The sequence below is a fragment of the Mycoplasmopsis adleri genome (assembly GCF_045276205.1).
Taxonomy (GTDB): Bacteria; Bacillota_I; Bacilli_A; order Mycoplasmatales; family Metamycoplasmataceae; genus Mycoplasmopsis; species Mycoplasmopsis adleri.
On sequence record NZ_CP174162.1, the window covers coordinates 858706 to 884652 of the forward strand.

Consider the following 25947-nt stretch of genomic DNA (forward strand, 5'->3'; position numbering starts at 1 on the left):
TTTAGATTGTGGTTTTTATTTTTAAACAAGTTTGAATAAATTTATCAAATAGTGGGTTAGAGGTTAAAACTCTTGTATCAAATTCAGGATGGTAAGCCACACTAAGATAAAATGGATGATTTTTTATTTCCAAACTTTGTGCTATTTTTTGCTTGCTATCGTATGAAGATAATATAAAGTTATCATCTTCTAAAAGACTATTAAATAGTGGATTTAGTCAATTTTTAGAATAATATCTTGGATTAATTTGTGGACTATTTTTATAAATGTCTGCTATTAAGCTTTTCTTGCTAATAGGCACAACTAAATGCGAGCCAACTTTTGGTTTAAGTAAATCAACCTTAATTAATGATTCATTAATTTTAGTTTCAAATGGTTTGAATGGATTAGTATCAAAACTTAAAAGTTTTTTGCTTACAGCCTGCATAAATAGGACATTAAGCATAGCATCATCATATGCTAATGTAGGTATTTTTAAATCTTTTAAAATGTTTGCTAGTTTGCTTTTTATAATAAATGATTTATTAAAGTCTGTATTGCCAGGTAATAAAAGTACGCCATCAATTTTATTTGTTAGTATGTAGTTCTTAAAATCTTCATTTTCAAAAAAGGTAGGATGTTTGAAAATGAGATTAGCTTTGCTCTTAAAATGAGTTGCAGCAATTTTTAAAGAAGCAATCGTTGATAAATAAGCATCTTCCAAAACAACATTTTACCAATTAATAATAAGTTGAGTTGAGTACTATCTAAATTATTATATTTATTTACAAATGATTTTCATTTAGTTAAAGCTTTAGGATTAATAGGACTAGTTAATTGAAAATGTTTATAAATTTTGTCTAGAAGTTTATTGCTATATAAATATAATGGAATTTCATAAATATTTGACGTATCAGGTACTGAAATAACATTTTCAGGATTTAAAAATGATGTTTTAGCAACCTTTGAAACAATACTTTTATCAATTTCACCAGATGATCTTAATAATAATAAATTAGGATTAATACCAAATGATCTAAGCTCAGCAATTGAAAATTGTGATGGTTTCGATTTATATTCTTTCGAGGCAGTTAAATAAGGTACAAAGGCTATATGAACAAATAAAACTTGTCCGGGATGTTCTAAAGCAAATTGACTAATAGCATAAATATGTGCTCTACTTTCAATATCTCCAACTGTACCACCAATTTCAGTTAGAATGAAATCAGGCTTATTTTCTTTAGCAGTATTTTCAAGTATTTCAATAATATGATTTGTAACATGTGGCACGATTTGAATTGTTGAACCATGAAAATCGCCATTTTGTTCTTTTTGAAATAAATCTTGAAAAATTCTACCGCTTGAATAATTGCTGTTCTTATTTAGTTCTGCGTCAATGAATCTTTCATAATGACCTAAATCTAAATCACACTTTCAGCCGTCTTTAGTAATGAAAGTTTCACCATGTTCAATTGGTGATAATAAACCGGGGTCTAAATTTAAATATGGATCCAACTTTAATGGATAAACTGAAAACCCTTGGCTTTTTAAGAGATTACCAATACTTGCTGATGTAACTCCTTTGCCTAACCCAGAAATTACTCCTCCAGTTATAAATATATATTTAGTCATTTTGCTTCCTCAATTCAACTTATTTAAAATATATTTAATTTTAAATTTATTTAAAATTATTTACCATTATATTTTAACATTTCTAGAATATTTTCTTTGTTTTTTTCAATAATCCCAATAGTTAAGTGATTATGATCTTTAGGAATTTCTTTAAGAAACTTAGCTTCAAAATATCCCACATTTGCAGGCTTCGAGGAATTATTTAAAACAATATTTCTATTTAAATTTGGTATATCATCATTTTGAAATTTAAAAGTTAAATAAAACTCAGAAAAATTTTGTAAATTATGATTAACATCTATTAATTTAATTGAATAAGGCTTATCAAAATTACTCTTAATTTTAATTAACCCTCTTCCTCATAAATAGTCAAATATAAAATTATCAAGTTGAGGTTTTAAATCCTTAATTCAAGGATAATCTGCTTCTTTTGAAAGTGATTTAATTTTTTTAACTTCTTCTTCTAGCTCTTTTTGATTAGGAAAAACTAGACAGTAATTTCATTTTTTTAATGTTTTATTTTCGCCATTAATGATATAACCATCAAATTTTAATTCTTTGTTAACAAGAATAAATTCTTCTTTAGCATTTGGATCTACACAAGAAATAGTTAAACAAGATAAGCTAATTGTTGATATTGTTGATGAAAAAATAATATTTTTTGTTTTAATCATAATAGTGTTATTTTATCAAAATAATCACATAAAAAAAATAAAAACTTCCTTAGAAGTTTTATCATGGTGGCTCCGGCAGGAATCGAACCAGCGACACACGGAGCTTCAGTCCGTTGCTCTACCAACTGAGCTACAGAGCCAAATGGCGGTCCAGACGGGAATTGAACCCGCGATCTTCTCCGTGACAGGGAGACGTATTAAACCACTTTACCACTGGACCAAAATGGTGGCGGAGACTGGACTCGAACCAGTGATCTCAAGGTTATGAGCCTTGCGAGATGCCAACTTCTCCACTCCGCGATATGAGATAAATTGGTGTTCGTAAGAACAAATGGCGGGTGATGAGGGATTCGAACCCCCGCGGGCCGTGAAGCCCCTGCTAGTTTTCAAGACTAGTCCCTTCAGCCAGGCTTGGGTAATCACCCGTGGTGGACCTAACTGGATTCGAACCAGTAGCCAACCGGTTATGAGCCGGTTGCTCTAACCGTTGAGCTATAGGTCCTTCAGTTAGATTTATCCATATAAATGGTAGCGTCGAAGAGAGTCGAACTCTTGACCTTTCGGGTATGAACCGAACGCTCTAACCAACTGAGCTACAACGCCATAAATGGTGGAGGATATGGGATTCGAACCCACCACCTCCTGCGTGCAAGGCAGGCGCTCTAGCCAAATGAGCTAATCCCCCATAAATGGTGAAGAAGACAGGATTTGAACCTGCGACCACTACGTCCCAAACGTAGCGCTCTGCCAAGCTGAGCTACTTCTCCTGTTAAGCTTAAAAAAGCATATTTATTATACAATATAAATTAGTAATCAAAAGTTTTTTTATAAATATTTTTTTCTCACTAATATGCCTATAAAACAGTGCTTTTAGTCATTTTTTCAAAGAATAAAAAAACGCCTCAATGGCGATTTGTTCTCTGAAAACTGAATAGTAATTTATGTTTCATTGAAATGTTTTAAAATCACATCTCTACTTTTAAACCTATCAATTTATTAGTACTGGTCAGCTCAACACATTGCTGTGCTTACACATCCAGCCTATCAACCTCATAGTCTATAAGGAATTTCAAGGGAATACTCATCTCTGAGGAGGCTTCCCACTTAGATGCTTTCAGCGGTTATCCTTTCCATACTTAGCTACCCAGCTATGCTCCTGGCGGAACAACTGGACACCAGCGGTATGTCCACTCCGGTCCTCTCGTACTAAGAGCGGCTCTCATCAATATTCCAACGCCCACATCAGATAGGGACCAAACTGTCTCACGACGTTTTGAACCCAGCTCGCGTACCGCTTTAATGGGCGAACAGCCCAACCCTTGGAACCGACTCCAGCTCCAGGATGCGATGAGCCGACATCGAGGTGCCAAACCTTGCCGTCGATGTAATCTCTGGGCAAGATTAGCCTGTTATCCCCAGGGTAACTTTTATCCGTTGAGCGACTGCCATTCCACAATGTACAGCCGGATCACTAAGTCCTGCTTTCGCACCTGCTCGACTTGTAAGTCTCACAGTTAAGCACACTTCTACCTTTGCGCTCTACATACGGTTTCTGACCGTACTGAGTGTACCTTTGAACGCCTCCGTTACTCTTTAGGAGGCGACCGCCCCAGTCAAACTACCCACCACGCACTGTCCTCCCACCTGATGATGATGGCAAGTTAGAAACTCAACATAACAAGGGTGGTATTTCAAGGATGACTCCACCGTTACTAGCGTCCCGGTTTCACAGTCTCCCACCTATCCTACACATGTTAGGCCAAATTTCAATACGAAGTTGTAGTAAAGCTCCATGGGGTCTTTTCGTCTTGATGCGGGTACCCAGCGTTTTCACTGGGACCATAATTTCACCGAGTCTAGTGTTGAGACAGTTGAGAGATTATTATGCCTTTCGTGCAGGTCAGTATTTAGCCGACAAGGAATTTCGCTACCTTAGGACCGTTATAGTTACGGCCGCCGTTCACCCGGGCTTCATTTCAACGCTTCGCATAAGCTAACGCATCCACTTAACCTTCGGGCACTGGGCAGGCTTCGCCCCCTATACATCACCTTGCGGTTTAGCAGAGAGTTGTGTTTTTGATAAACAGTTGCCCCTCATAATTTACTGTGACCTATGTGTTACCATAGGTACCCCTTCTTGCGAACTTACGGGGTCATTTTGCAGAGTTCCTTAACACTAGTTTTCTCGCTCGCCTTAGAATACTCATCTAGGGGACGTGTGTCCGTTCTCGGTACAGGTTTCCATATGCTTAAGTTTAGAAGCTTTTCTAGGAAGTGTGAAATCATCAAATTCAATCTTGCGATCTATGCATCATAACTCCCAGTTATAGGTTGCGGATTTGCCTACAACCACCAGTCGTTACTTACCCCTGAATCCAATAACAGGTATGACTGTCCTCCTCCGTCACTCCATCACACATATAGAAAGTACAGGAATATTAACCTGTTGCCCATCGGCTACGCTTTTCAGCCTCGTCTTAGGTCCTGACTAACCCTGGGTGGACGAACCTTGCCCAGGAAACCTTCCCCAATAGGCGTCGTAGATTCTCACTACGAATCGTTACTCATACCGGCATTCTCACTTCTTAGCACTCCACCAGTCCTCACGGTCTGACTTCTTTGTCCTAAGAACGCTCCTCTAACGTACAAATGTACCCGTAGCTTCGGTATCGTGTTTTACTCCCGTTACATTGTGGGCGCAAGATCTCTTGACTAGTGAGCTATTACGCACTCTTTAAAAGATGGCTGCTTCTGAGCCAACTTCCTAGTTGTTTATGAAATCTCACAACCTTTCTGACTTAACACGATTTTGGGACCTTAGCTGACGATCTGGGTTGTTACCCTCGCGAGCCGGGACGTTAGCACCCCGGTTCCGACTGCATAGTAATACATAGTGGTATTCAGAGTTTGATTATAGTCAGTACCCCTAGGCGAGGCCATCCCATATTCAGTGCTTTACCACCACTACTTAACACTACACGCTAGCCCTAAAGCTATTTCGAGGAGAACCAGCTATCTCCAAGTTCGATTGGAATTTCTCCGCTATTCACAAGTCATCCGGGCACTTTTCAGCGTACTGCGGTTCGGCCCTCCACTTGGGGTTAACCAAGCTTCAGCCTGCTCATGAATAGGTCACATGGTTTCGGGTGTACTTCAACATACTAATTCGCCCTATTAAGACTCGATTTCTCTATGGCTCCGCTTTTCTCCGCTTAACCTCGCATGTTAAAGTAACTCGCCGGTCCATACTGCAAGATGTACGCCATCACCCATTAACGGGCTCTGACTAATTGTAAGTAAGTGGTTTCAGAATCTATTTCACTCCCCTCTCGGGGTTCTTTTCACCTTTCCCTCACGGTACTAGTTCACTATCGGTGTCTGGTTAGTATTTAGCCTTACCGGGTGGTCCCGGCAGATTCAGACAGGGTTTCACGTGCCCCGCCCTACTCAGGATACAGTCAAGAGATTTAATAATTTCACTTACGGGGGTATCACCCTCTATGCCGCTTCTTCCCAAAAGCTTCTGCTATCATTAAATTTTGTCACTCTATGTAGACTGTCCTACAACCCCATTTTAAATGGTTTGGGCTCTTTCTCGTTCGCTCGCCGCTACTGAAGAAATCATTATTTATTTTCTCTTCCTCTTGCTACTAAGATGTTTCAGTTCACAAGGTGTCTCGCTAATATGTCCTATGAATTCAGACATATGCAACTAGGCATTACCCTAGCTAGGTTTCCCCATTCGGAAATCCCCGTTTCAATGCGCATTTCCAGCTCCACGAGGCTTATCGCAGGTAATCACGTCCTTCATCGACTTCCAGACCCAAGGCATCCACCACAAACTCTTCCTTATTTAAAAGTAGTATTTTCCTATTGTTATGTTTAGATGTGTATTTTAAGACATTTCAATGAATCATAATATTTCTTTATGATTACTCGATGAATCAAAACAAATTAACCAAATTAATTTATTTGATGTCGTTGTAAATATCGAAAAATATTTTACTATTCAGTTTTCAAAGAACAATTGAGAGATGTTCTCTCAAAACTAGATATAAGACTCCGACCATAATAAAAGTCACATGACAAAATTGTTTAAAAGGTCTAGTAAAAAAGGTTAATAAGTCAATTATTTTGACTTTATGTACTCCGTAGAAAGGAGGTAATCCATCCCCACGTTCTCGTAGGGATACCTTGTTACGACTTAACCCCAGTCACCAGTCCTGCCTTAGGCAGTTTCTTTATAAACCGACTTCGGGCATTACCAGCTCCCATGGTTTGACGGGCGGTGTGTACAAGACCCGAGAACGTATTCACCGTAGCGTAGCTGATCTACGATTACTAGCGATTCCGACTTCATGAAGTCGAGTTGCAGACTTCAATCCGAACTGAGACCGGTTTTTTGAGGTTTGCTCCCAGTCGCCTGTTTGCTTCTCTTTGTACCGGCCATTGTAGCACGTGTGTAGCCCCACTCGTAAGAGGCATGATGATTTGACGTCGTCCCCACCTTCCTCCCGATTACTCGGGCAGTCTCCTTAGAGTCCTCAACTAAATGGTAGTAACTAAGGATAAGGGTTGCGCTCGTTGCAGGACTTAACCGAACATCTCACGACACGAGCTGACGACAACCATGCACCATCTGTCATTCTGTTAACCTCCACTATATCTCTATAGCTTTGCAGAAGATGTCAAGAGTGGGTAAGGTTCTACGCGTATCTTCAAATTAAACCACATGCTCCACCGCTTGTGCGGATCCCCGTCAATTCCTTTAAGTTTTATTCTTGCGAACGTACTACTCAGGCGGATCATTTAATGCGTTAGCTGCGCCGATGAGTTCCCCATCAGCTAATGATCATCGTTTAGGGCGTGGACTACCAGGGTATCTAATCCTGTTCGCTCCCCACGCTTTCGTCTCTCAGTGTCAGTGTATGTCCAGTTAGCTGCCTTCGCCATGTTGGTGTTCTTCCTTATATCTACGCATTTCACCGCTTCACAAGGAATTCCGCTAACCTCTACATAACTCTAGTTTGCCAGTATCCAACGCGGTTTGGGGTTGAGCCCCAAAATTTGACGCCAGACTTAACAAACAACCTACAGACGCTTTACGCCCAATAATTCCGGATAACGCTTGCAACCTATGTATTACCGCGGCTGCTGGCACATAGTTAGCCGTTGCTTTCTAATAAGGTACCGTCAAGATAATGTCATTTCCTACACTATTTTTTCTTCCCTTACCACAGCAGTTTACAATCCATAGGACCTTCATCCTGCACGCTGTGTCGCTCCATCAAGCTTTCGCTCATTGTGGAATATTCCCTACTGCTGCCTCCCGTAGGAGTCTGGGCCGTATCTCAGTCCCAGTGTGGCGGTTTAGTCTCTCAACCCCGCTAAACATCATCGCCTTGGTGGGCCGTTACCTCACCAACTAGCTAATGTTGCGCACCCCGATCTTTCAGTGAAGCAAACGCTCCTTTTATATAAAAATCATGCGATTAATATAAGTATTCGATATTGTCGAACGTTTCCGCTCGCTATCTCGATCTGAAAGGTACGTTGAGTACGTGTTACTCACCCATTCGCCGCTATGGTATTGCTACCATCGCTCGACATGCATGTATTAGGCACACAGCCAGCGTTCATCCTGAGCCAGGATCAAACTCTCGAAAAAATTGACTGTCATGTTTATATATCTAGTTTTCAAAGAACATTTTGCTAAAAAATAATTAGCTTTTATATTATAGATTAAAACTAATAAAACAAAAGAAAAATTTTATTTTTTCTAATATTTTAAAAAAACTAACTATTTTTACTATCGTTGCTTGGTTTGAATAACGATAATAATCATTATAATATAAAACTTTATATATACAAAAAAATATTTTTTAATTTCATTTTTGATTAAAAATTTTCACTGAATTTGGGGTGTTAATTAATTTTATGTCAAATTTTAGACTTGGTTCAACTATTCTAGAAACATTATGAATTCTAAAATTAATATGTCAATTATTATTCATTTTTAATTCTATTGTGTCCAAAGAATTTTGTTTGAATTTAAAACTTAAAATTTTTGTAGGAAATTTCGATAACTTGATTCTTGAATATTGATTATTTTGACTTAATTCATTATGGAGATTGAAGCATTTAATTTTTGTATTATGATCCGAGTCAAAAGAAATTATTTGATAAAAATCTCGTTTGCCGACAATATATTCAATTAAATTTTTAATAATTGATTTATTCCCATAATAACGAGTTAAAAATTCCTTGCTAAAAGCAGACAATAATGGTAAATAAATTGTTTCTTGTTTATTTTGCAAGCTTTTTCACTCAACTTGTTTTTCTTGTTCTTTCTCTAAATTTGCAAAAATTGGCCGAATATCATTTCAATAATTTTCAGAACAATTAATCCCATATCATCTTTGTCCAAAATCTATTTTATTAGATAGCCTACTATGTTTGAATGAAACATTATTCTTTTTTAAATTAAATCCGATTTCTCATTTTGTATTTTCAAATTTTAAAATTACATCTCTTGAGTCACCTTCTTCACCTTTTTTATCTTCATTTATATAAATATTAAGAATGTCATCTAAATTGTTTTTAAGGTTTGGTTCTAATTCTAAAATTAAATCAATCGTTTTGCGTAAACTTTGACGATAAGCTATTTGCTGAAATTTTGGCAAAGTAAATCATTCTTTTTGGGCAAAGCAAAAAGGATTATTCTTAATTATTTTAATTTTTCTAAATTTTTCAATTGCTTCGCTAAGTTCTAATAGAAAAGCGAATTCAAAACTTCTTCCGATTGTGTTGTGGTTCATGTTTTACTTCCAGCATATTATTTCTGTTAAATAAAGAGGAGCAGCTAAAAAAGAACAAAAATGGGAAAAGACTAAGCTTTTTCCCAAAATTTTATGTTTCTATTATATTTATATAAGGTATATTAATCAATAATAATTTCTGTGATTGAATGTTCCAAAAGATCTTTTTCTAATTCTGGAAGTTCTTTTAATTCACTTTCATAAAGTAATGCTTTATCTAAAACAGGTCTAGTAACAGGTTGTTTTGGCGCAAATAATTCACAGGTTTCATTTGCTTTAGTAATTGATAAGTCGTATGTACCAATTTCTTTTGCTAATTTAATTGTTTCGACTTTATCATTAGACATTAAAGGTCTTAAAACTAATAAATCTGTAGCAGCATTAATTGTATATAAGCTTTCGAGTGTTTGACTGGCTACTTGACCTAAATTTTCGCCATTTGAAATAGCATAAATTCTACGATTTTTAGCAAATTCGCTAGCTATTCTATAAAAACTACGACGCATTAGGTTTATTCTATAAGCTTCATTTGGTGTGAAAGTTAAATAATTAAGTATCTTAGAATAATTAGCAATATAAATTGAACTATGCATTTGATATTGACTTAAAATTTTTACAAGTTCAATCATCTTGTCAATAGTTTTTTGATCAGTTTGAGGTGGCGAGACAAATGATAAAAAGATAACATTTAGTCCCCTTTTCATTAGTTCGAAAGCTGCTACCGGGCTATCTATACCGCCTGACATAAGATGCACAACTGAACCACTAATGCCAACTGGTAAGCCACCTAAAGCTGGAAGAACTTTATCAAAAACATATGCTGCTTTTTGTCTAATTTCCACATAAATTGTGATATCTGGATTATGAACATCTACTGTTAAGTTTTGTGGATACCTTTTTAATATAAAAGCACCAGTAATTTGATTGATATCAGCACTATAATATTCAAAATTTTTATTGCTTCTGCGCGCTGAAACTTTAAAAGTTTGCACATCATCATCTATTAATGATAGGGCTGCGTAATTAATTCTAGTTATATCGTTTTCACAAATAATAATAGGACTATAACTAACAATTCCAAAAACATATTGCAACTTTTCCATATTTTTTTCTGAATAAGATAAATACATACGGTCATGTTCAATTAATGGGTATTCATTAGTTATTTTTTTAATATTGTTTGCTAGGGTTTGAATAAAGTTTTCACGGTTCTTACCTTTTAAAGTTAATTCACCATATCTTATGAGGATCTTGCTATACATATTTTCATTTTCCTTTTCTATCGATTAAGCAACCAATTAATAATTCATATGCTTCTTGAAATTTATAAGCTAGGATGTGACTATTACATAAGCGGACAATTTCATTTAATTCTTTGTTGTCAGTGTTGCGGTTGTTATTAATTTGTTCAAGCATTTTTTCAGCCATTTGTTTATAAATAAATCTTGTAAGGGTTAATTCATATAATTCTTGTAATAAGTTAATTCATTTAATTCAATGCTCATTATTATAATCTATATATTTATTTAATTGAATATCTTTGTCAACTTGTAATTTGAGCTGGATTAAATCTTTGAATTTGGATTCATTTTCACTTGAATCTTCGATTAAATCTTTTTTATCTAGCACATTGTAGTATCAAAAGTTGCACATGTGTAAATAGAACTTGTCATAGTTCATTTTGTTGATTCAATTATTGCGCTTTTGAATAACATCATTGATTTCATTGAGCAATTCACTGAACGAATCAACAAAAATGCGGAAGGTTAAAAAGCCTATATCACGGTTTTTTCATAAAGATAGCTTGATAGCATCATAATTAGAAGCGACGTTTGCGAAATTGAATTTTAAGGTTTCGAGTTTACTTTTATCATAGTTTAATACATGTTTAAGTGGAATTAACTCTTGAATATTTTTATGAAGCAGTAAAAATTGTTCATCAAAATAGTTAATAATTTTGACATTATTAGCTCTTAAATATTCATTGAAGGCAAGATTGTTTTCATATTCTTTTGTTAGAAGATGATATTGATAATAAATTTTTCTGGTTTTATCAAGTTGTTTTTGATATGGCGTTTCAGTAAAACTAGCTTGTAAGTTTTTAACTTCTTCAATTAGCTTTTTAATCTTAGTATCACGCGGATACATTTTGCTAAATTCTTCTAGTTTAATAGGCAATTGGTCAAAAATTGCTGCTTCTAAATTAACGATATGATCCACCTTTTTAATAAAGGATGAAATTCTTTTTTCATGCTCGTTAATTTCTAAAGTAACGTTTTCGATTTTGTCGGCTATTTTTCTAGCTTCTAGTTCATTAACTTGAACTAATAATCTGTTAGCTTCATTTTTTAATTCTTGATATGAATGTTGCAATTTATCTTTGTGGCTATCTAAATACTCAATAATTATTTTTAAGTTTTCAATTGAATATGTAGCTAAGCGATCAATAATTTGTCAGTGCTTGTTTAGTGTACTTGAGATACTGATGAACTCATTTTTAGCATCAAGAAAAGATTGCATAATAGATTCATATGTTTCAAATTCTTGCTCTACTAATTTAAGTTTATATTGCTTGATGTATTCTTCAATTTGTTGTTTGTAATAAAGTAAAGTATCTTGATTTTCACTCATTTTATCATCAAGACTTTTAAGTTTTTTAAGATCTCTTAAGTACTCACTTTTATTATTAGCTAGCATTCTAAAACGCAAAATGGTGCTTGAACGATTGCTATTAAATTTATTGATTTCGCTGAAGGACGTTTTGAGTTTTTCAGCATATTGTTTAAGCTTGCGGTTTCTAAATAAAACATAAATCAAAAAACCAGTAATTGTAATTGCAATTACTAAAAGAATAATTAAGCCAACTAATGATACTTTTTGAAGTGTAGTCATATTATTTTAATTATAATGAATTCTTCACAGCTTTGTTTTTTATTTATAAAATAAAAAAATGTAGCTAAGAGCCACATTAAATTATTCAGCACGTAAGTCTAAGCTTTTGTAACCTTCAACTTTTTTGCCATTATAGAAACCACAGTGTTCACAAACGTGGTGTTGTTGGATTAAGTTTGTACAGTTTTTGCATGCAACAAGGTTTTGAACTGTTAAAGCATCATGAGTACGTCTTTTGTGTTTACGTTGTTTAGATGTTTTACGTTTTGGAACTATAGCCATGAGTCCTCCTTAAGATATTTTTTTAACGCGTTTATAAAATAATATAACTATTATAATGCAAAAGTAGAAAAAATATATTTTTTTACAAAAATATTTTGCACCCATTATTTTAGGTTGTTAAAACTTAGTTTTAATATACTTTGATATCTTGATAGTAAGTTATTCCTTCATCATTAAGTGGTTTAACATAGAAATATTGTACTAGCAATTTTTCATAATCATTTACAAATAAATACGAAGTTTCATTTTGTCTGATCATTAATAAATCATCGGTAGCTCTTAATAAATCATATTGCATTGATTTTGAAAAGTTAGTGTTTATGTAATTGATGAATTTTTTACTGAATGTTAATTCGTCTAGATTGTATTCTTTTAATAATTCATCTAAAAGATTGCTTGAATTTTTATCTTTTAGTGAAGAAATTTTTTGTAAATAATTAGAGCCTAGAGTGCTTTTTAAAGCAGCACTAATTTTTTCAATCAGACTATAAAACTGTGGTTTTTGTATAAAATTATCAAATGCATTTAAGCATAATCAGATGTTAATTAATAATGATGAATCGAGTTTGATTAATGAATATAAATGTGAAGCAAAGCTGTTATCAATTGTGTGAAAAGTTTGATATTTATAAATATAATTTTGAGCTTCTGAACTAGCAAATTCATAGTTTGCATTGATGCGAGAATCGACTTCATTGATTATTTTAATTAATCTGTCATAATAATTGGTCAAATTATAAGTTTTTTCAGCGAAAACCGGGATTGTTCATTCAATTTTAGATTGGTTAAACTTAGGATTTTGTTCATAGAAAGTGTCCAAAATCTTTTTAATATTATTTTTATATAAATCAAAATGTGACGATTTAAGTTGCTTATTTAAATCTAGTATTTTATCCCCGATATAAGCTGAATCTATTAATCCATTTTTATCGCCTATTTTAGCAAAATCAATTGTTTCATAGTTATATTGGTCATTTTCCGTGTAATATTCTAGATGAATTCTATTGATATTGTCTTTTAAAGTGTACATCTTATCTTTTTCATTGTAAGGTGTATCAAAATAAGCTAGTTGAGAAATATATGAGTTTCAGTAAGTATCATAACCTAAGATTTTATTCCCAATATATTGGTTTTGCAAGTTGTTGATTAGATTTAAAAATGAAAATGAATTTTTATTATAAAAATTGTGATCAAATCCTTTTAACTCTAGAAGTTCTTTACCGTAAACTAATTTGCTAAAAGCATTGTTAAATTTATAGTTTTGATTGCTATTAAAATTTAAATTATAAAAATATTTATTAACGTTTTCATTGCTTGCGTTTGTGAATGTAAAAGTTAAACCATAAATTTTTGAATACTCTTCAATTTCTTGTTTTTGAGTTTCATTAAATAAATTAAAAGGAGCTTCTGAAACTAAATTTTGTCTAAAAGCGTTAAACATTTGTAATCTATAAGTAGCTTCATCAATTGCAACTGGGTTAAATTTTAAGATAACTTTTGATAAATATTCTGAGTTATTGTTGAAACTTTCATCTCAAGAATTATTATTTTTAAGATATGTGGCTTGATTTAAATTAAATGAATTGAGAACATATTTTGAAACAAATAACATGTTATTGCTTGTTGCTTCTTTATCATATAAAGGATTAAAAAGTGGATTATTTGTAATTTCTTTAGTTAAAAATAATGATAAATTTTTCGAATTTTGCACCGTTGAAATAAATTCAAGTGGCTTGCTTAAATCTATTTTTTTGAGGTCATATCTAAGCAATAAATTATTTAAATCAGCAAGGTTTTCTTGATATTGATATGAGTTAGCATAATCACTTTCTTGTAAAATTCTTTCTTGCTTAACCCCATTTTTATCAACATAATTAATGTTGTCTTTTAAAATCAATTTAACTTTTTTAGCATTTTTTAAATTGTTAAAAAAGTGATTACTATTAATGTTATTACTTTCATCGTTAATAATTTGTACAATTCCGCTTAAACTAGAAGCATTATGAAGTTCAACATCATCTTTATCATAAATAAACTTTTGATCTTCTCATGTTGTGATTTCAATTACTTTGGCTAATTCTAACTTTAAAAACTTGCTTGTAACTTTTGAAAAATTATGATTTATTTTGTCATATTTAGGGGTGCCGGCATAGTTTCATCTTATTAATGGACTTGATAATAAGGCTTGATTATCATTTTGAACATATGAATTTTGATTAATTATGCTTGACTTAATATAATTAGGTGAATTAAATGATTTTATGTACTCATCTTTACTTCTAGCTTCTCTTAAGTTGCAGCCAGCAGAAGCTAAAATAAATGAAGATGAAATTGCAATTGGAACTAAAAACTTTCATTTCGTTTTCATAATAACTCCTTACTTTACAAGATAAGCTTGATATAAAGCTAAACTTAAGAATTTAGATAAGAGTACATATAAACTAGTCAAAATAATAACGTATAAAAGATATGAAACATTTGATAAATCATTAATTAAATCTTGAAAAACATTACCAATATTTAGTGAGCTAGTAATACCTTTTACATTGAAAAATGCTAATGATGCTAAAACAAGTAAATCTAGTGCTAAATTATCAGCAATTAGTGAAAGGTTCATTCAACAATTTTCTAGCATAATTATTTTTCAAATAATTTGCTTATTAGACATACCTAAAACTTTGTAAGCTGTTATAAATTCAGCATTTTTAATATTAATTGTATTAGCATATGAGGTATAAAAGAAGCCAATTGAGCCAAATAAACCTAAAATTCATATAGCATTCCAAAATGAATAATTGATTATTTTAAAAAGCAAGATACTGATAATTAAAAATGGAAGAACATTAATAATATTAATGAGATGGAAACTCATTTTACTGCTGGTTTTATTTGAATAAAATCCAAGGATTGAACCTAATAATGAACCTAAAAATAATTGAATACTTATAGCAATTAAAGTAATAAGAACACTTATTCCCATAGCATGATTAAAGAAACTAAAACGATCAATTTTTTGATAATTAGTGCCAAATAATAAAATGTATTTTTGCCCGCTAAGTGCATAAATAAGTTGATATGGGTTATAATCAACTAAAAAGACATCACCAATTTGTTTATAATTTGAAACAATTTTTAAGTTAGAAAACTTTTTATTCGTTTCTAAAATTAATTTTAAAAATGGGCTATCTGGATTAAAGGTTCTTTCAACATTTGCATCATAATAATTAGGCAAATTAATTGCAATTTCACTATCTAAAACTGGTTTTGTTGGCGAATATTTATAAATTGTTGATGCTAATATTAAATAAAGCATAAATCCGAGAAATAAAGCTAGTCATAGATAATTAATTTTGTTTGAAAAGAATCTTTTTCAAAATAATGATCAGCTTGAATGATAACCAGCAAAGTTAGCATTTAGTCTTTTTTGAGACGCAAAAAGGAAATCATTTTTTGGCAAATTCATTTGTTTGATAGGGGAATTATTCATTTTGAACCCCCTTTTCTAACAAGGCATGTTTTTTAAAAACATTACCAAAATTAATTGTGTAATAAAGATTTAAACCATTATCAACTTGTAAAATGTCACTAGTTACTTCAAAAATTAAGCCTAGTGTAAATAATAAAAGTGCTTTGTAAAAGATTAAACACATTAAAACATTAATTTCACCATTTTCAAAAGCTGTAGTTAAGATTAAACTTTGTCCTGGAATTTGAAAAATTCTTTCAAGAATTAAACTGAAACTAATAATGATGATAATCATTGATAGAACTTGGTTAATTGTAGCTGCTATTAAATTTTTGAATACACCTTTAAAAAAGATACTTGTGGAACTTTGACCGCTTGTTTTAAGTACAGTTATATATTCTTGTTTTAGAATTTTTAATGTTGCATTCTTAATGATAATAGCATAATATGAAATTGCACTAATTGATAATAAAGCAACTGGTAAAAGCGATGATAATAAAGTAAAACCAAAGTTAGCATTGCTTGGAAGAATAAAATTAACTGGTAAATCAATTGCTTCAGCAAGGATCAAAATTAGTGGCGCTAAAATAAATGTTGGAATAGCTGCTAATAAGAAAATTATGAAGTTAACAATAACTTCAGAAAGTTTTTTATTTTTATAAGCTAGGAAAATTCCTATTAAAAATCCAATGATAATTGAGAAAAAGAAAGTTAAACCTTCAAATAATAGGCTCCATTTATAATAGTAGAAAAAGTATTCACTAGCATTAGAAAAACTGCTACTATGATAAACCTGCCCAAATGAATGAAAAATAGAACCAAGAAACTTAAAATATTGGTTCATTATAGGTTGATTAATTAATGATGCGTTATTAATAAAAGGAAAAATTACAACATATGACAATGATGTAATGAGAAACAAACCTAATAATACTAATAATACTTTTTTGAATAAATATTTGAAAAAGTTCATCAATTAACTTTCTACGGAATTAGTCAATAATGTTATTTGCTTTAAGTGCTTTTAAAACACCATCGCAAGCCGCTTCTTCATCTTCTCCAATAAATTTAATGGTTACGATATCATTCTTTTTAATTCCTAATGTAAGAATGTTCATAATTGATTTTAAGTTACCTACTCTACCTGTTTTGTTGTGAGTAAGTAAGATTTCGCTTTTGTATTTTGAAGCTTCGTTAGCAACAAAACTAGCAGGACGAGCGTGAAGTCCGATTGGATCAGCAATGGTGATTGTTAGTTCTTTCATATTGTTCTCCTATAATAATCTAAATACTAATAATAATTAGTTATGTTAATTATACCAAAATGTTCACTAGCTTTATTTAAAAGAACGCATTTTAGTCTTAAAAATTGGATTTGCGGGGCTTAGGATAATTATTAGTTATTTAACTTATCCAAGTTGCTTAAGTTGTGCTGAAATTTTTGCATGATTTAAAAATTTAGGAGAGCTAGGTTTTTATTGATTTATGGGCCGGGAAAAGTTTGAATTATGGTGAAGATGTTTAATAATTAAACTAGCAAATTTAAAATTTTGAATTTTCTTTAATTGCCTATAAAACAGTTAAATAATAAAATTTTGTTGCGGGTTTTTATTTGGCTTTCTTGGATTAACATTCTCAAATTTTCACATAATTTTTGCGTTGCTTCTTGCTTAAAAATTTATCTAATTAATCAGTCTCAAATATTGTTTTAAACTAGTTTTTTAAAAAATCTGCCCTAGCACATTAATATTAGATATTAAAAATTCAATATAAGGTATAATTTATACATTATGGATAAATTAGAATTAAAAGAAAAATTATTAAAAACCTTACAATCAATTGGAAAACAATTAGGTTTAGAAAAGGAGGTTTTATTAATTGAACCTAAAGGACATGCTGACCTTACAACCAATATGGCGATGGGTAACAAAGGCATGAATCCACTTGAATTAGCTAAGAAAATTGTAGGGATGATCGACAAAAAAGCTTTTAACCTTCAATCAATCGAAATTGCTGGTCCAGGTTTTATTAACTTTAACATTGCAAACGCATCATTAGTTGATGCTATTAATGAAATCGTTAAAAAAGGCAAGGATTATGGACGTGGAAATAAAAAGGGTGATTTAAATATTGAGTTCGTTTCAGCTAACCCTACTGGATACTTACACGTTGGTCACGCTAGAAATGCAGCTATTGGTAGTACAGTTGCTAACATTGTAGAATTTTCTGGAGTTAAAGTAACTCGTGAATACTACATCAATGATGCTGGTAACCAAATTAACATGCTAGCTAATAGTGTATTTGCTAGATACCAACAATTATTTGATAAATCATTCCCTATGCCTGAAGAAGCTTACAAAGGAACAGATATCATCTGATGTGCTAAAGAATTTAAGAAAAAATATGGCGATAAATTTAAAGGTGTGGCTTTAAAAGGTAAAGTTTTAGAAACCTTCAAAAATGAAGCAGTCGACTTATTTATGGAACAAGTTAAAAAAGACTGTAAAAAGTTTGGTGTATGATTTGATATCTTCTTTAGTGAAAAATCATTATATGACAACAACCGTGAAAAAATTAATGAAGCAATTAAACAATTAGGTAATACATACGAAAAAGATGGTGCTACTTGATTAAAAACTACTGTTCATGGTGATGACAAAGACCGTGTGCTTATTAAAAGTGATGGCACATTAACATACTTTGCACCAGATATTGCTTACCACAGAATTAAATATGCTAGAACAGGTAAAGACCCAGTTATTATGAATGTTTGAGGTGCTGATCACTCTGGTTATATCAAGAGAATGAAATGTGCTATGCAAGATTTAGGTTTAAATTCAGATAACTTAATCGTGTTATGCATGCAACTTGTAAGATTAATTAAAAACGGTGAAGAATTTAAGATGTCTAAAAGACGTGGTACAAGTTTCTACTTAAGAAACTTTGTTAAATTAGTTGGTAAAGATTCTGCTAGATTTATTCTTTTAGATAGAACCTACAACTCAAAATTAGACTTTGATATTGATGTTGCTACAAGTAAAACTAACGATAACCCAGTTATTTTAGTTCAATATGCTAATGCTAGAGCATATTCATTACTTAAAAAATCACAATTAAATTCAAACAAAATTAAAGCTACAGTAATTGACGAAGAAAGAGATGGAAAGTTAATTTCAACCTTGCTCGAATTCCCTGAAATTATTGAAAAATCAGCGGAAAAATACTTAACTCACTTACTTACTCAATACTTAATTAAGTTAGCTAAAGAATTTAACTCATGATATTCTAATAGTCCAAAACTTATTGGAAATGAAAATGAAGAAAGCATGTTAGCTCTTGTAAAAGCAGTTAATATCACCTTAGAAAATGGTCTTAAACTTTTAGAAGTTTCAACTCCACACAAAATGTAATAATAAAACTTGATAGGCTTAAATGCCTATCTTTTTTTGTGCCCTTAATTTGCTTACTAGGCTATTTAATAGTCTAATTAGGCAAATATTGCGAAAAAAATTAACACCTTTAAAGTGTTAATAATTTAATTAAATTTGATATTCTTTTCTGATTGCTTTAGCAAGGTTCTTGAATAATCATATAACTGTTAATGGACCAACTCCACCAGGTACAGGTGTATAACCTGCTGTTAATTCATAGTGACCTTCTAAGTTAGAATCTCCAACAAAAACTGATCTGTCTTCTTTTTTAACTAGTGTAATTCCAGCATCAATTAAATAGACACCTCTTTTAATATTATTTGGAGTAACTAAGTTAGGTTCGCCGGCTGCTGAGATTAAAATGTCAGCGTTTTCGATTCCTTTAATACCTGTATTACGGTTATAAGTTGAAACAATTCCACCTTCTTTTTTAAGTAAGAATGCTGTAGGTTTTCCAACTAAATATGAACGACCAATTACAGAAACTTTTTTGTCTTTTACATCAATATTGTAATAATGAATTATATCTAGAATAGCAGCGGCAGTTGCTGGGATAAAATATAATTCCTCTGTTTTATCATTGTAAAAGTTAAAAATACTTTTTTCACATAATCCATCAATATCTTTTCCTGAGTTTCCAAGTTGGAGCTCTTTTTTATTACTTTTTTCAGTGTTATTTATATATAAATAAAAAAAGTTATTTTTTTACATAATTACATTGTAATTTGTGGTATAATAAAGATATGAAAAAAGACAAATGACTATTAATTTCAAGAAAAAATAAGAACTCTACTTACTTATCTTTAGCACTTTCAGGAGGATTTGGCAAAGGTTATAAGAAATCTATCGGTATCGGTACAGTTGAAAAATGAGAAAAATATTGTTCTGATCCAGTAGAAAAAATTAAAAAACTATCTCAAAACTACAATACTGATTGAGATAGAAATATGATAATTAGACAATTAGAGTTAGATATAAGCAAGGTTAAAATTGAAACAAAACAGTTCAATTATGGATATGATTTGTTATACAGTTTCTTAGAAAAATTAAATCCTTTTAAAGATGCTAAAGTATCAAAATCCAAGTATTTAAATGATTTATTAAAATATATGATTTCAAATAGAATTGTAAATCCGGGTAGCATGCTTTCATCCTTTAAAAATAAAGACAAATTCAATATAAATTTAGAAGTTGAAAAGACGACATTTTATAATACTTTAGACTATTTAGCTGAAAATAAAAATAACATTTTAAAGAGTGTTAACGATACATTGATCAAAGATAAAAATAGAAAAATAGATATTATTTGATACGACTCTTCAACGGTATATTTTGAAAGTTTTGTAAGAGAAGGATTGAGATATCCAGGTTATTCTAAAGATGGAAAATTCAAAGAAGATCAAATTGTTTTAGGTTTAGCAACAGATGAAAACGGCATTCCAATTCACTATAAATTATTCAAAGGGAACACTGCTGATGCATCAACATTTATTAATTTTATTTTGGATATAAAATCACAATATGAATTAAACAAAGTAACACTCATTGCTGATAGAGGAATGAGTACAAATAGAAACATAAGATTCTTAGAAGATAACGATATTGATTACATTTTATCTTATAGATTAAAAGCGGCTTCAAATGACCGAAAGACCTTTGCAATAGATGAATCCGGCTATTTTGGAGACAATAATTTTAAATATAAAGAAACTACTTTTTATTCGTTTTGAAAGAATAGAAGAGCAAACGGACACAAGAGAAGATTGGTAGTAACATATAGTAAAAAAAGAGCATTAAAAGATAAAAATGATAGACAAATTTTAATCGATAATTTTATTAAAAGACAAGATAAAGACGGACTAGTTCATGATCAAGTAATGTTCGGTCAAAAGAAGTTTAAATTCTTCGAAAAAGTTGGTGGTAAAGGTTATTACAAACTTAACTATGACAAAATTATCGAAGATGAAAAGTTTGACGGATATTATGCTTATGAAACCTCTAGATTTGATTTATCACCTGAAGAAATTGTGAATTTATATTCAAAACAATGACAAATAGAATCAAACTTTAGAGCTTTAAAAAGTGCTTTAGCTGTAAGACCTATTTATGTATGAAGTGAAAAGCATATTGAAGGTCATTTCGTACTTTGCTTCTTATCTCTTGTTTTATTAAATTTTGTTATTAATTATTTAAACAAAGGTTTGAAAGAACTCGGTGTTGTAGATGAAAAAATCACAATCAAAAAATTACAAGATGTAATAAAAGAAACAATCAAAACATGCAAGATTATTGACGGAAAAATTGAAAGTGAAGAATATATTATTAACGACAACAATAATCAAGCAATTCAAGATTATCAAACATATTTAAGAATTTTAAATGAATTAAAATTTTAAATTATTAAAAACAGCTCATCAAACAGATGAGTTGTTAAAAATTACATTGTAAAAGTTGGAAACTGGGGCACATTAACATACTTTGCACCAGATATTGCTTACCACAGAATTAAATATGCTAGAACAGGTAAAGACCCAGTTATTATGAATGTTTGAGGTGCTGATCACTCTGGTTATATCAAGAGAATGAAATGTGCTATGCAAGATTTAGGTTTAAATTCAGATAACTTAATCGTGTTATGCATGCAACTTGTAAGATTAATTAAAAACGGTGAAGAATTTAAGATGTCTAAAAGACGTGGTACAAGTTTCTACTTAAGAAACTTTGTTAAATTAGTTGGTAAAGATTCTGCTAGATTTATTCTTTTAGATAGAACCTACAACTCAAAATTAGACTTTGATATTGATGTTGCTACAAGTAAAACTAACGATAACCCAGTTATTTTAGTTCAATATGCTAATGCTAGAGCATATTCATTACTTAAAAAATCACAATTAAATTCAAACAAAATTAAAGCTACAGTAATTGACGAAGAAAGAGATGGAAAGTTAATTTCAACCTTGCTCGAATTCCCTGAAATTATTGAAAAATCAGCGGAAAAATACTTAACTCACTTACTTACTCAATACTTAATTAAGTTAGCTAAAGAATTTAACTCATGATATTCTAATAGTCCAAAACTTATTGGAAATGAAAATGAAGAAAGCATGTTAGCTCTTGTAAAAGCAGTTAATATCACCTTAGAAAATGGTCTTAAACTTTTAGAAGTTTCAACTCCACACAAAATGTAATAATAAAACTTGATAGGCTTAAATGCCTATCTTTTTTGTGCCCTTAATTTGCTTACTAGGCTATTTAATAGTCTAATTAGGCAAATATTGCGAAAAAAATTAACACCTTTAAAGTGTTAATAATTTAATTAAATTTGATATTCTTTTCTGATTGCTTTAGCAAGGTTCTTGAATAATCATATAACTGTTAATGGACCAACTCCACCAGGTACAGGTGTATAACCTGCTGTTAATTCATAGTGACCTTCTAAGTTAGAATCTCCAACAAAAACTAATCTGTCTTCTTTTTTAACTAGTGTAATTCCAGCATCAATTAAATAGACACCTCTTTTAATATTATTTGGAGTAACTAAGTTAGGTTCGCCGGCTGCTGAGATTAAAATGTCAGCGTTTTCGATTCCTTTAATACCTGTATTACGGTTATAAGTTGAAACAATTCCACCTTCTTTTTTAAGTAAGAATGCTGTAGGTTTTCCAACTAAATATGAACGACCAATTACAGAAACTTTTTTGTCTTTTACATCAATATTGTAATAATGAATTATATCTAGAATAGCAGCGGCAGTTGCTGGGATAAAATATAATTCCTCTGTTTTATCATTGTAAAAGTTAAAAATACTTTTTTCACATAATCCATCAATATCTTTTTGTAATCTAATTCCATTCATAATAACTTTTGGAGAAATATGTTCTGGAAGTGGAAGTTGAATAACAATTCCATCTGAGTTTTCATTAATATCGTCTAATTTTTTTAGTAAGCTGTTTTGGCTAATGTTGTCTTCGTAATGGTAAAGTTTGACTTCAACACCTAATTCTGCAGCTTTTTTCATTTTATTTTTAATGTATAAAGTTGAAGCAGGATTATCACCTACTTGGATAATTGATAAGACTGGTTTTCTACCAATAATTTTTGAAATTTCTGAGAACTCTTGTTTAAGTTCTTCAGTTCTTTCTTTGGCTATTACATTTCCATCTAAGATCATTTTGCTACCTCACTTTCATACTCTTTAAGTTGTTTTTTATAACTTTCAAGTTTATCTTTTTCTAATTGAACTTTTTCTTTTGGTGCTTTATCGATAAAGTTTTTATTTGAAAGCATGCTTGAAGCTCGATTTATTTCAAATTGAATTTGAGCTATTTTTTCTTCAATTTCTTTTCTATATTTAGCTTTTTGCTCATTGCTTTCTTTGATATAAATCTTTAAAGTTCCATCTGTGAAAAGAGCATCACTATTTGGTTCTATTTCTGCTTTTGCTAATAATTTAATTGAATTAATTAATTCTGGGCTTTGCTTAATATTTAAATCATAATAAAGCGTTTCTTTCTTGCTAATGTTGTGATCTTCACGATACTTACGCAAGATTTTTACAATCTTAATAATGTTTTCAGTATTTTGAACACTAGCTGATTTTTTAACTTTTAGTTCCGGGGCTAATTCGTCCAAAAGCTCTGTTCCATAGGTTAAATTGAATAAATAATCAGTTATCATCGGCAAGAATGGATGAGCAATTAATAATAATGATTTTAAGTTTTCTAGAGCTGCTTTTTTACTTGGCATAATTCTAAGTAGCTCTACATATCATGAAGAAAATTCATTATAAATAAAGTTGCTTAATTCAACACCAATAGTTGTAAATTCATATTTAGACATTGCTTTTTTAATTTTGTTTTGCAATTGTGCTAAATGATTATTGATTCATAAATCGGCACTAGTTCATTTATCATTGCCATCATCTTCGAGACCTTGCATATATCTTGTAATGTTTCAAAGTTTATTGCATAAAGCTCAAGCACTTTTAACTTTTTTGGTTGAATAACGAAGGTCCATACCAGGAGTTGTATTTGTTACTAGGAAATATCTTAAAGCATCTGAACCATATTCATCAATCACTTTCATTGGATCAACACCGTTGTTAAGCGACTTAGACATCTTACGATTTTGTTCATCTCTAACTAATCCATGGGGCACAACTTCTTTAAATGGTTTTTCGTTCATGAATTCTAACCCAAAGAAATACATACGAGCAACTCAGAAGAAGATAATGTCATAACCCGTTACTAATAAATCGGTTGGATAATATCTTTTAAGCAATGTATCATCGCCAGGTCAACCTAAAAATGAAAACGTAGCTAGAGCACTACTAAATCAAGTATCAAGTACATCAGGATCTTGAACTCAACCTTCGCCTGGACACTCAACTTGAACTTTAGTTTCATCGCCTTTATATCAAGCTGGTATTCTATGACCTCATCATAATTGACGGCTGATAGTTCAATCATGAACATTTTCCATTCATCTTTTAATTACATTAGCAAATCTAGCAGGTGTAAATTTAACTCCATCTTTAGAGGCTAGATGTTTTAAAACATCTTTGCTAAATTTATCCATTTTAACAAATCATTGCGGCATAACTAATGTTTCAACTGGAGCCTTAGTTCTTTCCGAATAACCCACATTTGAAGTTGTTTTCTCTTTTTTAACTAGCAAGTTATTTTCTTCTAAATACTTGCCAATTGCTTCTCTAGCTTCTACACGAGTCATTCCGTGGAAGATGCTATTTTCACAATTAATTTTGCCATCTCTATCAATTGTTTCTCTGATTTGTAAGCCATGTTTTTTAATAATATCAATATCAACTTCAGCATGAGCTGAAAGTTTCATTAAACCAGAACCAAACTTTTTATCTACATATTCATCAGCAATTAAAGGAATTTCTTCTTTAGTTAATGGGTGAATAATTACAGCATCTTTTAAATGTTTATATCTTTTATCACTAGGATTATAAACTACGGCAACATCACTAAGCATCGTTTCAGTTCTAACGGTTGCAACTGTTAAAAACTCATTAGAATTTTTAATTGGATACTTAATGTAATACATTATTTGTTCAGTAGGCTCATTAATAACTTCAATATTACTTAAAGCTGTTTTAAGAATTGGGTCTCAGTTAATAGCTTTTTCGCCTTTGTAAATTAAGCCACGGTTATAAAGTTCTATAAAAGCCTTATTAACAGCATCATTTGATTTTTGATCTAATGTAAAACGTTGTCTTTCTAAGTCTAAAGCTAATCCTAAAGCTTTCCATTGATTTTGAAAACGATTAGCATAATCATCTTTTCAGTCTCAGATTTTTTGAAGGAATTTTTCGCGACCTAAATCATATTTAGTCAATTTTTCTTGTTCATATAATATTCTTTCAACTTTGCTTTGTGTAGCAATTCCAGCATGATCCATACCTGCTATTCAAAATACATCATAGCCTTCTAGTTTCTTATATCTTATGATTGTGTCCTGGATATATTCGTCTAGAGCATGACCAATATGAAGTATCCCAGTTACATTTGGAGGAGGTAATAGGATGGTAAATGGTCTTTTAGTTTCATCATGCTTACTAAAAACCTTGTTATCAATTCACTTCTGTGAGATTGCTGATTCGAATGATTTTGGGTTATATAATTTGTCAATTTGTCTCATAAAATACCTTCATTTACACTAATATTTATATATATTATTTAATATATAAATTATATCATAAAGCGGCTAATTTTTCATTCTAGCAAATTCATTAAAGTGCCATTTTTTTA

Annotated in this window: 16 protein-coding genes, 8 tRNA genes, 2 rRNA genes and 1 pseudogene; 3 read left to right on the forward strand and 24 right to left on the reverse strand. The window is 31.1% G+C overall.

Translation table 4 applies throughout. The features are described from left to right. Position 1: 1 nt before the first annotated feature. From ACJA22_RS03580 to ACJA22_RS03680, 21 genes are all read right to left on the reverse strand, one after another. Entirely contained in the window at positions 2-703 is a 702-nt protein-coding gene (locus ACJA22_RS03580) for a hypothetical protein (protein WP_406616904.1), read from the reverse strand. Then, entirely contained in the window at positions 667-1611 is a 945-nt protein-coding gene (locus tag ACJA22_RS03585; RefSeq protein ID WP_406616905.1) for a CTP synthase, read from the reverse strand. Before ACJA22_RS03585 ends, ACJA22_RS03580 begins: the two co-directional genes overlap by 37 nt. Before the next feature lie 56 nt (positions 1612-1667). Further along, on the reverse strand, positions 1668-2285 hold the full coding sequence (locus tag ACJA22_RS03590; protein WP_406616906.1) for a hypothetical protein: 618 nt from the start codon (positions 2283-2285) through the stop codon (positions 1668-1670). A gap of 64 nt (positions 2286-2349) precedes the next feature. Then, positions 2350-2425 (reverse strand) — tRNA-Phe (locus ACJA22_RS03595). Positions 2426-2428: 3 nt separating this feature from the next. Beyond that, a tRNA-Asp gene (locus tag ACJA22_RS03600) sits at positions 2429-2505 on the reverse strand. Between the two features lie 4 nt (positions 2506-2509). Then, positions 2510-2585, reverse strand: a tRNA-Met gene (locus ACJA22_RS03605). A gap of 32 nt (positions 2586-2617) precedes the next feature. Beyond that, positions 2618-2710 (reverse strand) — tRNA-Ser (locus tag ACJA22_RS03610). 1 nt (position 2711) lies between these two features. After that, positions 2712-2787: transfer RNA gene (locus ACJA22_RS03615), tRNA-Ile, on the reverse strand. A gap of 24 nt (positions 2788-2811) precedes the next feature. Then, positions 2812-2888, reverse strand: a tRNA-Met gene (locus ACJA22_RS03620). A gap of 5 nt (positions 2889-2893) precedes the next feature. After that, positions 2894-2970, reverse strand: a tRNA-Ala gene (locus ACJA22_RS03625). Between the two features lie 5 nt (positions 2971-2975). Next, positions 2976-3052: transfer RNA gene (locus ACJA22_RS03630), tRNA-Pro, on the reverse strand. 208 nt (positions 3053-3260) lie between these two features. Continuing rightward, positions 3261-6144, reverse strand: a 23S ribosomal RNA gene (locus ACJA22_RS03635). Positions 6145-6440: 296 nt separating this feature from the next. Next, positions 6441-7953 (reverse strand): 16S ribosomal RNA (locus ACJA22_RS03640). Together the 16S and 23S rRNA genes with 8 tRNA genes alongside form the textbook arrangement of a ribosomal RNA operon. Before the next feature lie 214 nt (positions 7954-8167). Then, a complete protein-coding gene (locus ACJA22_RS03645; RefSeq protein WP_406616907.1) occupies positions 8168-9103 on the reverse strand; it encodes a HaeIII family restriction endonuclease in 936 nt (311 codons plus the stop codon). Positions 9104-9225: 122 nt separating this feature from the next. After that, on the reverse strand, positions 9226-10365 hold the full coding sequence (thiI, locus tag ACJA22_RS03650) for a tRNA uracil 4-sulfurtransferase ThiI (protein WP_406616908.1): 1140 nt from the start codon (positions 10363-10365) through the stop codon (positions 9226-9228). Next, positions 10358-11995 (reverse strand): coiled-coil domain-containing protein, encoded by a 1638-nt coding sequence (locus tag ACJA22_RS03655; RefSeq protein WP_406616909.1) that lies wholly within the window; start codon positions 11993-11995, stop codon positions 10358-10360. The genes thiI and ACJA22_RS03655 overlap by 8 nt, the downstream gene beginning before the upstream one ends. A gap of 81 nt (positions 11996-12076) precedes the next feature. Then, positions 12077-12277 (reverse strand): 50S ribosomal protein L32, encoded by a 201-nt coding sequence (gene rpmF / locus ACJA22_RS03660; protein ID WP_406616910.1) that lies wholly within the window; start codon positions 12275-12277, stop codon positions 12077-12079. Between the two features lie 130 nt (positions 12278-12407). Further along, a complete protein-coding gene (locus tag ACJA22_RS03665; protein ID WP_406616911.1) occupies positions 12408-14645 on the reverse strand; it encodes an OppA family ABC transporter substrate-binding lipoprotein in 2238 nt (745 codons plus the stop codon). 9 nt (positions 14646-14654) lie between these two features. After that, positions 14655-15764, reverse strand: coding sequence for an ABC transporter permease subunit (locus ACJA22_RS03670; protein WP_406616912.1), 1110 nt, complete (start codon positions 15762-15764; stop codon positions 14655-14657). After that, the gene (locus tag ACJA22_RS03675; protein WP_406616913.1) at positions 15757-16716 is read right to left on the reverse strand and encodes an ABC transporter permease subunit; all 960 of its coding nucleotides are present in this window, start codon (positions 16714-16716) and stop codon (positions 15757-15759) included. The genes ACJA22_RS03670 and ACJA22_RS03675 overlap by 8 nt, the downstream gene beginning before the upstream one ends. 19 nt (positions 16717-16735) lie before the next feature. Continuing rightward, entirely contained in the window at positions 16736-17008 is a 273-nt protein-coding gene (locus ACJA22_RS03680; protein WP_406616914.1) for an HPr family phosphocarrier protein, read from the reverse strand. A 525-nt stretch (positions 17009-17533) separates the two neighbouring features. Between ACJA22_RS03680 and argS the strand changes: the two genes are divergently transcribed. Next, a complete protein-coding gene (gene argS / locus ACJA22_RS03685; protein WP_406616915.1) occupies positions 17534-19153 on the forward strand; it encodes an arginine--tRNA ligase in 1620 nt (539 codons plus the stop codon). 129 nt (positions 19154-19282) lie between these two features. Here argS and ACJA22_RS03690 read toward each other — a convergent pair whose 3' ends face one another. Beyond that, complete coding sequence (locus tag ACJA22_RS03690; RefSeq protein WP_406617573.1) at positions 19283-19861, reverse strand: hypothetical protein; 579 nt, start codon at positions 19859-19861, stop codon at positions 19283-19285. Positions 19862-19917: 56 nt separating this feature from the next. On the opposite strand from ACJA22_RS03690, the gene ACJA22_RS03695 reads away from it, so the two are divergent. Next, on the forward strand, positions 19918-21570 hold the full coding sequence (locus tag ACJA22_RS03695; protein WP_406616916.1) for an IS1634 family transposase: 1653 nt from the start codon (positions 19918-19920) through the stop codon (positions 21568-21570). Positions 21571-21618: 48 nt separating this feature from the next. After that, a pseudogene (locus tag ACJA22_RS03700) lies at positions 21619-22362 on the forward strand (DALR anticodon-binding domain-containing protein); the annotation flags it as partial. 128 nt (positions 22363-22490) lie between these two features. On the opposite strand, the gene ACJA22_RS03705 reads toward ACJA22_RS03700, so the two are convergent. Together ACJA22_RS03705 and ACJA22_RS03710 are read right to left on the reverse strand one after the other, a co-directional pair. Then, positions 22491-23345 carry a bifunctional 5,10-methylenetetrahydrofolate dehydrogenase/5,10-methenyltetrahydrofolate cyclohydrolase gene (locus tag ACJA22_RS03705; RefSeq protein ID WP_406616917.1) on the reverse strand — a complete coding sequence of 285 codons (855 nt, stop codon included), beginning with the start codon at positions 23343-23345 and terminating at the stop codon, positions 22491-22493. Next, complete coding sequence (locus tag ACJA22_RS03710; RefSeq protein WP_406616918.1) at positions 23336-25837, reverse strand: valine--tRNA ligase; 2502 nt, start codon at positions 25835-25837, stop codon at positions 23336-23338. Before ACJA22_RS03710 ends, ACJA22_RS03705 begins: the two co-directional genes overlap by 10 nt. Between the last annotated feature and the right edge of the window lie 110 nt (positions 25838-25947).